We start from the raw sequence: 15,714 nt of genomic DNA on the forward strand, positions 1-15,714 counted from the left end.
CTCATGATATATCTTGCCTTGTAACACCAAGCTTTGGATCGTAAGCAGGTCTTTCTATTATTGGTTCTGTAAGAGGTACTCTTACAAGTTCCTTACCGTTTTCATCAAATGCCGATACAAATCCATCTTCTACTTTAAACTTATGGGGTATATATTCTGTGGCACCAAACAGCAGTAGTAAAGCCTGTAGTTCTGGTTCTTTGCCTTCTCGCATTCTCTTATAAGTTTCCACAGCGTGGTCAGCACCTGGACCAAACATTTGTCTAAGGTATTTAAGCGGTACCGTAATAGGCGGGATATAATATACATTTGGTTGCATACCCGTTTGTGGATAGAGTGGTAGCGCTACCTTTTTAACGTGCACTAAAAAATCTATTGGATTATCCTCTACTATATGATCTGGTTCATTTATAAAACCCATTATCCTTACGTGTCCTATGCATGTGGTGACACATTGAGTCATCAGTCCTTGCTCTACTTTTGGGAAACACCCTATGCATTTTTGTGAGATTCCGACTACCTGATTGAACATAGATTTTTTGTAAGGGCAGGCTCTCACGCATTCTTGATACCCTTCGCATCTTTCTGGGTCTATGAGGACTATCCCATCTTCTTGTCTTTTGTATATAGCTTTTCTTGGACATGCTGCTAAACAAGCGGGATAAGAACAATGATTGCATATCCTAGGTAAATAAAACATCCATATAGGGCTTGGGAATTTTTCTACAATTGTACCTATGTCTACAGGCTCCGTAGTTTCATCTTCACCGATGTTTGGGTTTGCCCAATCAAGATCTTCAGGCAACCATCCAAGCGTTCTTTCTCCGGAAGGAGCAGCCTCTATTATCGTTTTCCCTTTATATGTCCCATTTTCCCATTCTTGTTTAACACCGGCCTTATCAAGCTCCTCCATAAGATGAACATCCCATCCCAGTGGATAAAAACCGTGCGGTTTTGTTTCTACATTGTTCCACAGCATATATTCTTGGCCCCTCCCCACACTCCAAGTAGTTTTACAAGCCATAGTACATGTCTGGCATCCAATACATTTGTTGATATTCATTATCATGGCAAACTGCCTTTTTGGTTTTGCTTCATCATACAGATACTCTACTTCTCTATTAAGTTGCCAATTGTAAACTTTAGGCATAGCTCAAACCTCCTTTAGACTCATACAAAGATTACATAACCTGCTTCAAGATACTTCTTGAAATATTTGTTTGGATTTTGCGGTCTAAAGCCTATGGATAAAGGTCTCCACAAACCTACATTACCTATTCCGCCGTTTTCAGCTTTTGTTATCTTTGCAAACCCCTCCCTTGGAGCCCCTGTTGGACAATAAACATCAAGCATAAACCCTTTATTTAAGGTCTGCCCAAACAGATCTTTTCTCACCAACGTATCTCCCATCAGTGTAGGGTTTAACCATCCTCTTGTAACGCTTTGCTGAGACCCTCTTCTGTAAAAAGATTGATATCCGGTAACCGGATTTTCGGCTAAGCCGTTTTTATTTACCTTGGTTCCTTTTACACTACCATGAGAAGATCCATACATGTTAAACCAGATTTTTGCCAAGCCCGGCGGTGTGCTAAAGCTTCCTCTAACTCTTAGCAATAGTCTTGCCACCTCATATTCTTCTGGTTTATTTTGCCATCCTATAAACGGTCTATCTTGAGGATCGGCATCCACCCATACGTAATCTCCATCATTTATACCAAGTTTTTGCAAATCGTGTGTGTTTATTTCTATAAACGCATCTACTACATAAGGAGTTCTTTTATCGTGTCTATACATATCACCGTATGGGCCAAACAGTAAAGCAACTATATCCACGTCTCCGGTAGCGGAATGTGTAGTATGCCTAAATTTAGGCGTATGAACGATGTGAGTAGCTCCAAAACTTACCCTTAAAGGATGTTTTGTATCCTTTAGCTTAGCTGGACTTATAAATACAGCTCTTGCTTGTCTTAGCTCTGTATCCTTTAGCATCTCTTCAGAGGACAATCCGTAGCTCTTAGGATCTAACGGTCTTAAAAGAGGGTGTTTTTTGGCTATTACTATTGTATTGGGTTCATAGGGTGTTGAATCTATAGCTTCTCTATGAACTATAAGATTTTCCCCTACGTTGATAAATGTATCTTCTTCTCTATAAAATTCCAGTCTTCCGGTTTTTGTATACCAAGGCTTACCATCCACAGTCTGATCGTAGCCTATAAATTTTGGATAAAACCTTGTCATCACAAGAGACGGTATACCTTGTTCTGCTTTAGCAGCCACTTCTTCTATCTTATAACCTTTTAGGTTAGAGGAAGCATTTATAATGCGCTGGATATATACCTCTGGTTTTTCTTCAAATACAAAATGCCAGTATTCCTTAAATCTCTTATCGCCGGTAAGCTCACTGAGCCTTTTGGCAACAAGAGCATACGTTTCTATATCGTTCTTGGTATCAAACAGACGTTTTTGTTTTGTGCGAGGCCACACGAGGAAAAATGGATTTGTGCAGGATCCAGATATATCCCAAAATCTATTTTCGTCCCATGCGTCTACACCAAGGATTATATCTGAATATTCACAGGATAATGACCACCACCAATCATTTGTAACTACGCATTCTACGTTAGGTAAGACGTTAAACATTACATTGTATGCCCATTTTTGATTACCGAGGCCTGAGTTGTTGTCTGCCATCCACATAAACTTTGTCGGTACTGGCATGTGGGTTTTACCAGTCAGCATTTTATCTCCAACTTTTAGAGGTCTATCACCGTCTGCAAAATAGTGCTGAGATTCCCCTTTCCAGTAAAATTTAACCTTTGCAAGCTTTGATGGGTCAAGCTCTATATTGAATGGATCCTCGGCATTCCATTGGCCAACTCCATTAAATACCGCTAATCTATAATTACCAGCGTAAGATCCTATATTACCACTTTCTCTACCTACATTACCAGTAAGGGCTGCCACTAAGAATATAGCCCTTACTATAAGATCTCCGTGAAAATATTGGTTTACGCCCATGCCTGTGGTTATTTTTGTAGTGCCTTTGTGATTCGCAATCTCTAATGCCAATTCTCTTATCACATTCGCTGGAACACCTGTGATCTCTTCTACTGTTTCTGGCGTATAATTTTCTTCTAAAAGCTCAATATAAGCTTGGAAATTAGGTTTTACTTTCACCTTCTCACCATTTACAAGCTCAACTTCGTATTCACCAGTCAGAGCTGGATCTAAACTACTCATATCAAAATATTTTCCTACTTCATCCCGTGTAACTACCTTCGGAGAGTTGGTTTTTACATCCCATACCACAAAATCGTTTATATCTTGATCTCTTAATTGGATTGGGATATATTGTTTTTCCTGCTTCATCGGTGGAGGTGGCATTTGTTTAGAAGGGTTATAAACCACCGCTTGGTTTAAGGCTTTTGGTATATAGTTTGGTATAATATCGGAGGCTCGTAAGAGTTTAGCGTTGTCCATTCTTACCAAGAGAGGTAGATCTGTAAAACTTTTGACAAAGTTTTCATCGTATAATTTTTCTTTCATTATCACATAAGCCATTGAAAGGGCTAACGCCCCATCGGTAGCTGTTCTTGTAATCACCACTTTGTCAGCCGTTCTCGCGGTAGCCATAAAATCGTTTGATATTACAATTACTTTTATACCCTTTATCTGGGCCTCTGTTAACCAATGGGAATCAGGCATTTTTGTTCCATAAGGATTCATACCCCATAGCACTATAAGTTTTGCATGTTCCCATGTAACCAAATCAAAATCCACCGTTTGTTGTCCTGTCACCAACGTATGAGCAGGAGGGAGATCTGTATGCTCTGAGTAATTATCCCATCCAACGCCTCCCAAGGCTTTATCTGGCTCAACTTTTCTTATATTTGAGTCTAACAATGCCATCATATTTGACATTCTGTACTGTCCAACATATCTCAACACTGCAAGCCAAGGCATAGAGCCTCTAAATTTAAGTGTCCTCGTGCCAGCACCAGCCATCGTATCTATCATCTCTTCTGGATAACCTTGGGCCTTTAGATAAGCTTTTCCTTTTTCGCCAGAATAGGTCTTGGCTATGTTTATTAAGCTTTTAGCAATGATATCTGATACTTCTTCCCAGGATACTTTTAGCCATTCATCTTTACCACGGTTGATAAAGTATTTGGAAGGGGGTTTTCCATTTTCGTCCCTTGGAAAATCGGCTTTATACCATTCATAATATCCTTTTCTTACAAAGGGCCCTCTAATCCTTCTGTCCCCATAAAATCTTCTTACCAAGGCAAGACCTTTGTTGCAACATCTTGGCTCCCATCTATGAGAAGCTTTTATACCATATATATCTGTTGCATCCCCATATTTATAAGTTGGTTCTAATCTCGTTATTATACCGTTTTTCACATAAGCGTTTAGATAACATCCGTGCGTATCGTTGGGATTACAAAGAATCACTGTGGTTTCATCCGGTTTGTATATATCTCTATATATCTTTTCCCATCCTCTATTTGGATATGATGCCAATGGATTACCCACTATCACCAGAGGTTCAAAAAGCTTCTTCCCAAATCCCGGCGTAGAAAGCGCTGCCAAAAACACGCTTCCATTCTTGAGGAAATCGCGCCTTGATATCATAAAAACCTCCTTCAATCTAATGATATGTCTATTATCAGAGATTTATTAGCGATATTCATTGATTTAAATCAATTGATATTAAAAGCCGAAAACATTGATGGAAAATGTATAAGATAAATCATATATACATTTATTCACTTATTTCTATTGATTTGTATCAATGATATATATAAAATTAGCTCCTATCATATTGTTATAAAAATCGGAGGTTAATTTTATGGTAAAGAAGTTTCTCCTCTTAGGTACCGTTTTCGGGGCTTTCATGTTCGTTGGTAAGGAGGCTGTATCACAAGATTCGGTTCCAAATTCCGCAAAGCAGGATACACAGCCTCTTACGAAGCAAGAGTACGAGATGGCAAAACAAATCTATTTCAATAGGTGTGCCGGTTGCCACGGTGAACTTAGAACTGGTGCAATAGGACCCGCTCTTACACCAGACAAAATGAAACAGCTTGGTATTCAAAACATAGAAACATTTATTACGTATGGGTCTCCAAAAGGCATGCCAGACTGGGGAAAATCTGGTGTTCTTACACCGGAACAAATAAGTGTAATGGCGAGGTTTTTACAGCTTCCTCCACCAAGTCCCCCAGAATTTGATCTTCCAGATATAGAAAAAACATGGCAACTCATAGTGCCAGTAAACCAAAGACCAAAAACTCCGTTAACCAATAAAGATATATCAAATTATATGGGTGTCGTGCTCCGTTCGGCGAATGAAGCCGCTATAATTGATGATGCCACCAAAAAACCAGTAGCCATATTAAAAACCGGACATGCTTTACACATACTAAGGGCTGATGCTTCTGGAGAATACTTTTACTCTATAGGAAGAGATGGCAAGGTCAGTCTAATAGACCTTTACTATAAACACCCAAAGATAGTAGCTCAGATAAAAGCCTGCTACGATGCCAGATCTGTAGAGGTTAGTCTTTACCATGGTAAAGAGGGTGATTATAGGGATAAATATGCTATAGTAGGATGCTATTGGCCACCTCAATTTGTCATCCTTGATGGATCTACTTTGAAACCGCTCAAGGTTGTATCTACCGTAGGCTATCAAGTAGGTACAGGAAAGTTTATAAGGGATCCAAGGGTTGCAGCTATAGTAGCTTCTTACTTTCATCCTGAATGGATAGTAAACGTAAAAGAAACTGGCCAGATATGGATAGTGAATTATAAAGATCTCAAAAATCTCAAGATTACTATGGTTGATGCCGCACCGTTCTTACACGATGGGGGATGGAACTCAACAAAACGATACTTCTTAGCCGCCGCCAACGCCAGCAATAAAATAGCTGTGCTTGATGCTAAAAAAGATAAATTAGCTAAATTGATAGATACTCCAAAACTTCCTCATCCTGGTAGAGGTGCCAACATATACAATCCTAAGTACGGTCCTCTTTATTGTTCTTCTTTTATCGGACAAGGCGTAGTAGCATGTATAGGCACCGATCCAAAGCATCACCCTCAGTATGCATGGAAAGTAGTAAAGATAATAAAACTACCTGGAGAAGGTGGTGGTTCTTTGTTTATCAAGACGAACCCACACGTGCATTATATGTTTGTGGATAGAACTCTAAATCCAGATCAAAAACTTCAAAGACAATTTTACGCTATAGATACAAGAACCCTTAAGGTCGTCCATACGTTCAACATGCCTAAGGATCTCAAAGGAAGATTTGTGGATTTTGATTTTAACAAACAAGGCACCGAATTGTGGGTTTCTGACTGGGATAAAGAAGGGGCTATACTGATATACAATCCAAACACATTCAAATTAGAAGATGTGATAAAAGGCAAATGGGTAATATCCCCCACAGGTAAGTTCAACGTTTATAACACCGTACACGACATCTACTAATATGAGAATTAGGTTAATTTTTCTTAGCTTGCTTCTTTGCTGTCCATTGCTATCCTCCTTCTCCTCTCCAGCAAGTCTGGGGGGAGATTTATACAAAGACAAGTGCGCTAAGTGTCACGGTATTAATAGAATGGGATTATCCGGGCCACCATTAATTCCTGAATTCCTAAAATCAAAATCTGACAACACACTTTTTAAGATTATAAAAAACGGTATACCTCCTACGCTTATGCCGTCCTTTAAAGATTTAACAGACAAACAAATAGAAAGTCTCATTGCTTTTGTTAAGACGCCCGTTACTGTGAACACCTGGAGTTTATCTGATATAAGGAAGACATGGTATAAGTTAAGTGCTCAAAACCCAAAGCCATGGCATAGAACAATAGTAAATTTTATGGCTTTGGTGGAAGCTGGTAAGAACAGGGTGTGGTTTCTAAATAAAGCCCATGTAATAAACAAAATAAATTTTGGAGACATCCATGGGGGGCTAAAGTTTTCTAACGATGGGAAGTTTATCTACATTCCTTCAAGGACAGGATATATAGGTAGATACAACATAAGAAAAGGATACTTGGATTATAAAGTAAGGGCATGCTTATACCAAAGAAATGTAAGCTTATTTTCCAACGGGGTAATATCAGCATGTTGGTTACCTTCTCAAATAGTAATCCTTAACAAAAAATTAGAACCAAAAGCCGTAATTCCAATAGATGGCAAAATTAGTGCTATCTATGGGTTATACAATTCTCCTTACGCCGTGTTTGGTTTAATGCATAAAAGTGTATTGGGTTTTCTCAACACAAGCTCTTTAAACCTAAAATACTACGATGTTCCTACTGCTTTTGAAGACTTTTTCATAGATCCGTTGGAGCATTTCGTAGTGGGAACTTCATTTAATCACAACGTACTATCAGTATTTGATATAAAATCCAAAAAAATTGTATATCAAACCTCCTTTGGAGGGATGCCTCATCTTGCTTCTGCAGCCTTTTGGTATAAAGATAAAAATTTTTACTTTGCCACCCCAGATTTAAAGAAACCAGTAATCACCATATGGAGAGCCTACAAATGGAAAAAGATAAAAGAGATTCCTTCAAAAGGTGTTGGATTTTTTGTTAAAACCAATCCAAACACACCTTATCTATGGGCTGATGAACATGCAAACACGTTACTTCTAATAAAGAAGACCGATTTTAAACCCATCCATGTAAAACTAGTTAAGAAAGGTTGGATAATCCACACCCAGTTTTCGGGAGATGGTAAATATGCCTATGTAAGCGATTATGCAAAAAATGGTAACGTTTTTATACTTGATTCAACGACTCTTAAACTTATAAAATCTTTTCCAGCATCCTATCCCATTGGAAAATACAACTACGTTACGTACTCAAACAGAAGAGAAGCAGCCCTTTTAGGTGAAGAGGTGTATTTACAATATTGCTGGGGATGTCATCACCCCACTAGAACCGCCTTTGCCCCTTCTTTTAAATATATAGCAAAGCATATACCCATATCTTTAATAAAAGCTCAGATACTAAGCCCAGATCAAACATATAAGCTGTTGGGATTTAAGCAAAATGTTATGCCAAAGTTCCACCTGTCAAAATACGAGATAGACGCCTTGCTGATGTTTATTGAATATTCTAAAAATAGAAACTTTTGGGATAGCCACTGATGTTGCGGATTAGTGAATACATAAAGACATCCTTAGAGAAGAAGGTGAAAAAACCTTTCAGCGGCAGGATAGTAATATGGAATATCATAAACTCGTGCAACCTGTCTTGTATATTTTGTTATTCCTCTGCCAAGAAGGCAAAACAACCATCTTATTTTGATAAAAACAATATAAAAGATATCGTAAAAAAACTATCTGATTTAAATACAAAATTTGTAGTGCTATCTGGTGGCGAACCGCTGTTATACGATGATATATACTATGTTTCAGAGCTTTTAAGAGAACATGGTATAAACGTATCTTTGTCTACAAATGGTCTTTTGATAGATAATGACAATATAGAACTTATAAAAACACACTTTGATTATGTTGGTATAAGCATAGACGGCAAAGAAAAAACACACGATACGCTTAGAGGCTTAAATGGCGCTTATAAAAAATCAATAGGTAGCATAAAGCTCCTTTTAGAAAACAACGTAAAAGTGGGTATCAGATTTACATTAACAAACAGAAACTTTTCAGAGCTTTTACATATATTTGAACTGGCATCGTCTTTAGGCGTTAGGAAGCTATACATATCCCATTTGGTTAATAGCGGTAGAGCAAACAACGACCTTTATGTAGATAAAAAAGAACATAAGAAGATAAGTGAAGCTATTATCTTAAAAGCTATGGAAACAGACCTTGAAATAGTAACTGGAAACAATGAACAAGATGCTATAATCCTTACCGAGATATTCAAAAAACATTTCCCCAACCATATTGATTATCTTATGGAAAATCTTAAAAATTGGGGAGGCAATCAATCTGGGGTTAGACTTCTTAATTTAGATTACAAAGGTTATATAAAGCCAGATCCGTTTTTTGATTATAAACTTGCACATATATCTGATAACGATTTGGAAAATAAACTAAAAGAAAATCCCGTTTATAAGTTTCTCAATGCTTATCCAAGGAAGATAACAGGCAAATGTCAACAATGTCAATTTATAAACATATGCAACGGTGGGTCTAGGGCAAGAGCTTTCAATGTTTACAACGATTATTCCATGGAGGATCCGTCATGTTTTATCTGATATTTTTCGTTTCATTGCTGATTGGCTTTGTCAGTTCTTTTGGTAGCCAATATTACGTAGTAGAAAGATCAAGAGGATCTCTTGGTGTTATAGAAAACAGAGAATATGTTGGAGAGATAAAGCATCTTGGTGATATGAACCATGCCATAGTAAAATATGGAAAATGCTATGCTTACGTGATTAGTAGAGACGGAGTACTATCAAAGATAGATCCAAGAAATAATCATATTGTGGCTCAAACCAAAGCGGGCAATAGCTCTATTGATTTTTACATAACAAAGCATCTAATAGTGGTGGCAAATTACGATCCAGATACAGTAGCTATCTTCAATCACAATTTAAAGTTGATAAAATCCATAAAAACAGGCTCTAGAAATGTGGGTATCAAAGTATACAAACATCTTATTTTCGTGCTTTTGATGGATAAAAATGCCATTCTTGTCTTAGATGATAAAAACTTCTCAAAAAAGAAAGTCATAAAAAATGTAGGGGTTATGCCGTTTGATGCTATTTTAGACGGCGATAGATACATTGTGTCTTTTTTTGTGAACGATGATATTGGTATATTGGATACCGAAAATATGAAATACAGGATTATACACTACGGAACAGTTTCAAAACCGATATTAAAAATACCTCATTACGGACTATTTTCCATGTGGCATGGGCTTGTATTTATGCCCCTTGTGGGAGAAAGGGCCATTGGCGTTGTAAATATAGATAAAGGGACTCTTGAGCATAAGATCCCATTGCTTGGATATCCTGTTTTTGTAATAGTCTCGCCGAAAGATAATCTTATAGCTGTAAATTACAGCGGAGATAACGATGATTACATGAGCTTTATTGATCCTTTCAAGATGAAACTCATCAAAAATATGAAGGTTGCTAGAAGGATAATGCATATGAGGTTCTCAAAAGATGGTAGGTTTTTGTATATATCTGACTATTTCGACAACAGGGTAAAAATCCTTGATACTTCAGATTTTAAAATAATAAAAGAGATAACCGTACCTCAACCCTCAGGTATCTTCAGATTACCAGAAAGACTGGAGGAGTGTCATGGGTAAAGTATATTTAGTGGGTGCTGGTCCCGGTGATCCTGAGCTACTTACTCTAAAAGCAATAAAAGCCCTTGAGCGATCTGATGTTGTGTTGTATGACAAGCTTGTAAACAAAGATATACTATCTTATGCGAAAAAAGAGGCAATAAAAATATGCGTTGGAAAAGAAAGAGGATTTCATTCTATAGAACAAGATAATATAAACGATCTTATCTTGGAATACGCACATTTAGGATACGATGTAACAAGGCTTAAAAGCGGCGATCCTTTTGTATTTGGAAGAGGTGGAGAGGAGGCTTTGTTTCTTAAAAATCATGGTGTAGAGTTTGAGGTGATACCTGGAGTCACATCTGCCGTTGGTTTACCTACTCATGCGTATATCCCTATTACCTACAGAGGGATATCATCTTCCTTCGCTGTTATAACGGGACATAAAGAAAATGGTAGTCTAAAGCATATAAATTGGGATAAGATAGTTGGCGTAGATACGCTTGTTTTTTTAATGGCTGTCTCTTCAAGACAGGAGATAGCAAAGCACCTTATAGATGCAGGAAGAGATCCGAATGAGCCAGTTGCGTTTGTAGAAAATGGTTTTAGTCAAAACGAAAAAATAATAATAACCAATTTAAAAGACTTACTACACAACAATATAGAAGTAAATACCCCTGCTGTGATGATAGTAGGTCAGGTGGTAAACATGAGAGATAAATTAAGATCCATGGAGGTGGCTTTATGCAAGTGTTAAAACAAAAATTAATTGATGTAATCCAGCAAGATATACCCATACAAGAAAACCCTTTTCAGTGGATAGCCGAACAGCTTAATACGGATTTAGACAATGTTTTTGAGCTTTTAAAAGCATTAAAACAAGAAGGTATTCTAAGGCAGATAGCTCCCATATACGACACAAAATCCCTTGGATATCAGAGTGGACTTGCGGCTGTTGCTGTAGAAGACAACGATATAGAAAAGGCGGTATATATTCTCAACGAACATCCCGGAGTAAGTCACAATTATCTTAGAAACGATACATTTAACATATGGTTTACGATAGCTATACCTCCAGACTCACGCATAGGATTAGAGGAAACAATTAGAATACTAATTAAAGAGATTGGTACAAATATCAAATATGTAATATTGAACACCAAAAGAGTGTTTAAAATAAATACAAGATTTATGCAAGATGCTAAGGAAATGATGAAAAGAGAAGACTTTGTAGACCCGAAAATATTTAGTGGCAGATTGGATGAGATAGATAAATATATAATAAGAGAGACACAGTATGACTTACCTATTGTAGATAAGCCCTTTCACGATATAGCAAATAGGCTTGATTTAGGAGTAGATATCCTGATTGAAAAACTCTTTAAATATAAGGAACAAGGGATTATGAGGAGGTTTTCCGGGCTTATAAATCATAGGAAAGCGGGATTTAACGCAAATGGTATGTCCGTATGGATAGTGCCAGAAGACAAGATAGAGGAATACGGAAAAATAATGGCTTCTTTTAAAGGGGTTACCCACTGCTATGAAAGAACCACCAACGAATTTTGGCGTTACAACCTATTTTGTATGATACATGGTAAGGACGAGAAAGAGGTTTACGATACGGTATACGCTATACAGCAAACTTTGGGAGATAAAATACCGTTTAAAGTATTATTCTCTTCCAAAGAGTTTAAGAAAACAAGGTTAAGATATTTTGAGGATGATTATTATAGGTGGGAAGATAGATATATCTAACCCTCTTCAAGAAGTTTCTTTGTTATATCGTTTATACCGGAAGAAGAAAGGTTCTTTTGTCTTCTAAGCTTTGATACAGTGCTTAAAACTTTCTCAATGTTTTCTGGTATTATTTTTTCTATCTTTGTTCTCATATATTTTGATATAGAAGGAGCTTCTCCTGACGTACTGATGGCTATAACAAGATGACTACGTTTTATAATTGATGGAAATAGAAACGTGCAAAAATTCTTTTCATCCACACTATTGCAATGTATATTGTATTTCACACAATAACTATGTATACGTTTCTGTAGAAAAATATCATCGGCTGCTACTATCACCATAAATTTCCCCCTTAAATCAGATTTCTTAAATTTTCTCTTTCTAAAATCTATAATACCCTCTTTATGCAACGTTAATATCTCTGGTATAGCCTTTGGTGCTACTACGGTTATATTAGGTTTAAACTCTATTAGCTTTTCTATTTTTCTAAAAGCTACAATACCTGCACCTACTACCAAAACATCTTTATCCTTTAGATTTACAAACAATGGAAAGAACATACTATTTAATATTTTAAATTATTTAATCTTTGCGTTGATTACAATCAATGCTTTTTAGAGCAAAAATTAGATCTTAATCCTTACCTTAAATTTAAGGAGGTTATTATGAAAGAAAGAGTAGAAGTACCAAATACCACAGTGCCGGTTTACAAATACGAAGAGAGTGAATATACGGTGTATGAATTTGATACATCCATGAAGGGTCCACCAGAACCAATGGTGAATGCGCTCTCAGTTTTAGAGCTTTTGAACTCATCAAATGTAAAAGTTGTTATGATAAATCACAGAAAACCTATGGGATTGTTTGATAGGTTAGAAGATAAATACAACGTTAGCATGGAAGAGCTACCCGACGGAAAATATAAAATAGTTTTTACATTAAAAGCATGAACCAAAGTGCTTTTTTAGCTAAAAACCTATCTACCCCTTTTAGCATAGTATTAAGATATTTCTTGAGTGCTTTTTTATTCTATGCTACATTTTTCGTTCTTATATTTCAGTTTTTCGAGTCTTTGAAAGGATATTTCTTGTCTTTTCAAATAGCCTTTTTGGCTCATATATTTTTTCTTGGATTTGTGCTAAATACCATTTTTGGGGCAATGTTTCAGCTTTTACCTGTAGCTTTAGAAAGTCCTATATTTTCTGTGCTTCTGGCCAAATTACAATTTTACATATATGAGTCCGGTATAATACTTATGCTATACGGGTTTTATAACGTTAATTTGGATATTCTGGCGCTGGGAGCCTTATTTACGTTCATTAGCATAGCAATTTACTTGTTTAACTTTTTTGCGAGTATTATAGGTTCTTCTCTTAACAAAATAGAAGTGAAATTTTTAACAGTTTCTCATACACTACTTGGTGCTGGCGCTGCCATTGGCTTAGTAATGACGCTTAACATGAGGTTTAATTTTTTATCTATAGATTATGTAGATTACGCTTTTATGCATATAACATTTATGATTTTTGGATTTATTTTTATGAGCATAATGGGATTAAGCAAAGTTCTATTGCCCATGTTTTCACTGGCTCACAAATACAGCGATAGACCCTTAAAGGCTGCTTTCTATACTATGTTATTTGGTATCATTAGTTTTGCAATGTCTGTAAAATTACTATGGATAAAAGAGGTATTTTTTGGTATTGTGTTGACTGGAATAGGCATTTACCTAATTCAAGTTTTAGAAATATATAGACATAAGCCAAAAAAGAGGGCTGATATTTACATAAACGGTATGTTTTATTCACATATATTCATTATACTAGGGGTACCGATGTTGCTATATTCTCCTCTATTCTTTGGAATACTAATGTTTATAGGATTTTTGCAAATGTTTATATTATCAAACCTATACAAAATAGTGCCGTTTTTAGTATGGTTTCATAGGTTTTCTCGTCTCGTGGGTAAAAAGAAAGTTCCTATGCTATCGGATATGCTTAAGAAACCATTGTCCATGTTAAATTATACTTTTTCCTCAACTGGAGTGATTTTGATTACTATTTCTTTAATCTTTAACATCGGAGCTTTGTATATAGTAGCTTGTGGTTTTCTACTTGCAGGAGCAGCTTCTTTTTTGACTAACATCTTGTATGTATTGACTTTAAAATAGGAGGCTCTTATGGAGAAAGAGATCTATGAAGCATTAAGGCAGGTTATAGATCCAGAAGTGGGATTTGATGTTGTTAGCCTTGGACTAATTAGAAATATTAAAGTAGAGAATGGTAAAGTCCATATTGTTATGACACTTTCTTCGCCTCAGTGCCCCATATCTGATGTCATATTAGGGTGGGTAAAGGAATCGGTGATGAATGTAAATGGTGTGCAAGATGTAGATATAGAGCTTACTTTTAATCCACCTTGGAGTATAGAGATGGCCAGCGAGGATATCAAGAAAGCTCTTGGAATATAACGCAATTAAAAGTTATAAATAACATCTTTAAGCTTAGCAATATCCTTTACCACAATGCGATGTTTTTCATCTACATGTATTGCTCCATTTTGTTTAAACTTTGAGATGATTCTGGATAACGTTTCTGGAGCTATATTTAGTAAAGAAGCTATTTGTGAATGTTTTAGCGATGTAAAAATCTCCGGAGATTCCATTATTATCTTTGCCACTCTTTCCTCTGCGCTCATTACCATATTTGTAGTTATGAATAAATCTAAAGTTCTTATCTTCATCAACAAGGATTTTATTATAGATAACAATATTTCAGGAGATGTCATAAATTCTCTTTTAAAGGCTTCAAAATCTATTTGCAATACCTGACCTTCTGTTATGAATTCAGCAGTAGCTGGATATGATATATTTTCAAAGTTTGCCATTTCACCAATGATGCTTACTGGTTTAAACTGCGTTATTACGACTTCTGTGCCTTTGTTTGTAAGCTTATACACTTTCACTAAGCCATCTAGCAATATATATATGTTTTCAGGCTTGTCTCCCTCGTGAAATACGATCTCGCCCTTCTTGAAATTTCTTATATTTGATATGCTTTTTAGTTTTTTAAGATTTTCGTCGCTTACTTTACTAAATAAGTAAACATTTCTTAGCAAATCTATATCAACATTCATACACTATATTATAATATGCTTCACAACTTTTCCATATGTTCTTTATCTTTTTTTTCAATGTTGAATGCATTGATATCAGTCAATGCAAATAATGAATAACTTATCTATAGTTTAATCATGATGATGGGACTTATTTGGAAAAGTTTTTTGGCAATGCATCTTTTGGCTAACGGAAGTGTGTTTGGATTGTCGTTATCTTATATGCTTGGATTGAAAGATTGTTCCCTGAAATTCATAGATCGCTCTAAAAAATTTGTAGGGATAGCGTTAGGATTGTCGGGCATAAGTGGTATAGTTTTGCTTTCTATACTCAGCCACAACGGTATGGGTGACCTTTTTCAGAATTCTATAGGTATAAGTGTATTTTTTATGCTTATTGGATATCTGCTTGCAATATTTGTTATAAGTTTTGCTTTTCTTTATAAAGGAGGTGATACAAAAATATATAGGAATCTTTTTGCATTGGTGTTTGTGATTTACCTGTTGGTATATGTAACAAGAGCCTTTTTGGTAGGCTAAATTTATTAAGGAGGTCAA

At 36.1% G+C, this 15,714-nt stretch carries 14 protein-coding genes; 10 read left to right on the forward strand and 4 right to left on the reverse strand.

The genetic code is table 11. The features are described 5' to 3' along the window. Position 1: 1 nt before the first annotated feature. Positions 2–1,150, reverse strand: coding sequence for a 4Fe-4S dicluster domain-containing protein (locus tag HY04AAS1_RS01710; protein WP_012513383.1), 1,149 nt, complete (start codon positions 1,148–1,150; stop codon positions 2–4). Positions 1,151–1,170: 20 nt separating this feature from the next. Further along, entirely contained in the window at positions 1,171–4,635 is a 3,465-nt protein-coding gene (locus tag HY04AAS1_RS01715) for a molybdopterin-dependent oxidoreductase (protein WP_012513384.1), read from the reverse strand. 217 nt (positions 4,636–4,852) lie between these two features. Between HY04AAS1_RS01715 and HY04AAS1_RS01720 the strand changes: the two genes are divergently transcribed. The 6 genes from HY04AAS1_RS01720 to HY04AAS1_RS01745 are packed head-to-tail and all read left to right on the forward strand — an operon-like array spanning position 4,853 to position 12,057. Next, complete coding sequence (locus HY04AAS1_RS01720) at positions 4,853–6,499, forward strand: nitrite reductase (protein WP_012513385.1); 1,647 nt, start codon at positions 4,853–4,855, stop codon at positions 6,497–6,499. Between the two features lies 1 nt (position 6,500). After that, on the forward strand, positions 6,501–8,174 hold the full coding sequence (locus HY04AAS1_RS01725; protein ID WP_012513386.1) for a nitrite reductase: 1,674 nt from the start codon (positions 6,501–6,503) through the stop codon (positions 8,172–8,174). Then, positions 8,174–9,250: a radical SAM protein gene (locus HY04AAS1_RS01730; protein WP_012513387.1), complete on the forward strand. Its 1,077-nt coding sequence runs from the start codon at positions 8,174–8,176 to the stop codon at positions 9,248–9,250. Before HY04AAS1_RS01725 ends, HY04AAS1_RS01730 begins: the two co-directional genes overlap by 1 nt. Further along, positions 9,238–10,317 carry a cytochrome D1 domain-containing protein gene (locus HY04AAS1_RS01735; protein ID WP_012513388.1) on the forward strand — a complete coding sequence of 360 codons (1,080 nt, stop codon included), beginning with the start codon at positions 9,238–9,240 and terminating at the stop codon, positions 10,315–10,317. Before HY04AAS1_RS01730 ends, HY04AAS1_RS01735 begins: the two co-directional genes overlap by 13 nt. Beyond that, the gene (gene cobA, locus HY04AAS1_RS01740) at positions 10,310–11,056 is read left to right on the forward strand and encodes a uroporphyrinogen-III C-methyltransferase (RefSeq protein WP_012513389.1); all 747 of its coding nucleotides are present in this window, start codon (positions 10,310–10,312) and stop codon (positions 11,054–11,056) included. Before HY04AAS1_RS01735 ends, cobA begins: the two co-directional genes overlap by 8 nt. Then, positions 11,044–12,057, forward strand: coding sequence for an Lrp/AsnC family transcriptional regulator (locus HY04AAS1_RS01745; RefSeq protein ID WP_012513390.1), 1,014 nt, complete (start codon positions 11,044–11,046; stop codon positions 12,055–12,057). The genes cobA and HY04AAS1_RS01745 overlap by 13 nt, the downstream gene beginning before the upstream one ends. Here the strand turns inward: HY04AAS1_RS01745 and HY04AAS1_RS01750 are convergent. Continuing rightward, positions 12,054–12,602 (reverse strand): bifunctional precorrin-2 dehydrogenase/sirohydrochlorin ferrochelatase, encoded by a 549-nt coding sequence (locus HY04AAS1_RS01750; protein ID WP_012513391.1) that lies wholly within the window; start codon positions 12,600–12,602, stop codon positions 12,054–12,056. The genes HY04AAS1_RS01745 and HY04AAS1_RS01750 overlap by 4 nt on opposite strands. Positions 12,603–12,707: 105 nt before the next feature. Between HY04AAS1_RS01750 and HY04AAS1_RS01755 the strand changes: the two genes are divergently transcribed. The 3 genes from HY04AAS1_RS01755 to HY04AAS1_RS01765 are packed head-to-tail and all read left to right on the forward strand — an operon-like array spanning position 12,708 to position 14,512. After that, positions 12,708–12,992 carry a hypothetical protein gene (locus HY04AAS1_RS01755; protein WP_012513392.1) on the forward strand — a complete coding sequence of 95 codons (285 nt, stop codon included), beginning with the start codon at positions 12,708–12,710 and terminating at the stop codon, positions 12,990–12,992. Then, on the forward strand, positions 12,989–14,212 hold the full coding sequence (locus HY04AAS1_RS01760; protein ID WP_012513393.1) for a hypothetical protein: 1,224 nt from the start codon (positions 12,989–12,991) through the stop codon (positions 14,210–14,212). Before HY04AAS1_RS01755 ends, HY04AAS1_RS01760 begins: the two co-directional genes overlap by 4 nt. Positions 14,213–14,221: 9 nt before the next feature. Then, positions 14,222–14,512: a metal-sulfur cluster assembly factor gene (locus HY04AAS1_RS01765; protein ID WP_012513394.1), complete on the forward strand. Its 291-nt coding sequence runs from the start codon at positions 14,222–14,224 to the stop codon at positions 14,510–14,512. A gap of 5 nt (positions 14,513–14,517) precedes the next feature. On the opposite strand, the gene HY04AAS1_RS01770 is transcribed toward HY04AAS1_RS01765, so the two are convergent. Then, positions 14,518–15,177 carry a Crp/Fnr family transcriptional regulator gene (locus tag HY04AAS1_RS01770; protein WP_012513395.1) on the reverse strand — a complete coding sequence of 220 codons (660 nt, stop codon included), beginning with the start codon at positions 15,175–15,177 and terminating at the stop codon, positions 14,518–14,520. Between the two features lie 117 nt (positions 15,178–15,294). Between HY04AAS1_RS01770 and HY04AAS1_RS01775 the strand changes: the two genes are divergently transcribed. Further along, positions 15,295–15,696: a hypothetical protein gene (locus HY04AAS1_RS01775; RefSeq protein WP_012513396.1), complete on the forward strand. Its 402-nt coding sequence runs from the start codon at positions 15,295–15,297 to the stop codon at positions 15,694–15,696. The last annotated feature ends 18 nt before the right edge of the window (positions 15,697–15,714 follow it).

The organism is Hydrogenobaculum sp. Y04AAS1 (assembly GCF_000020785.1).
Lineage (GTDB): Bacteria > Aquificota > Aquificia > Aquificales > Aquificaceae > Hydrogenobaculum.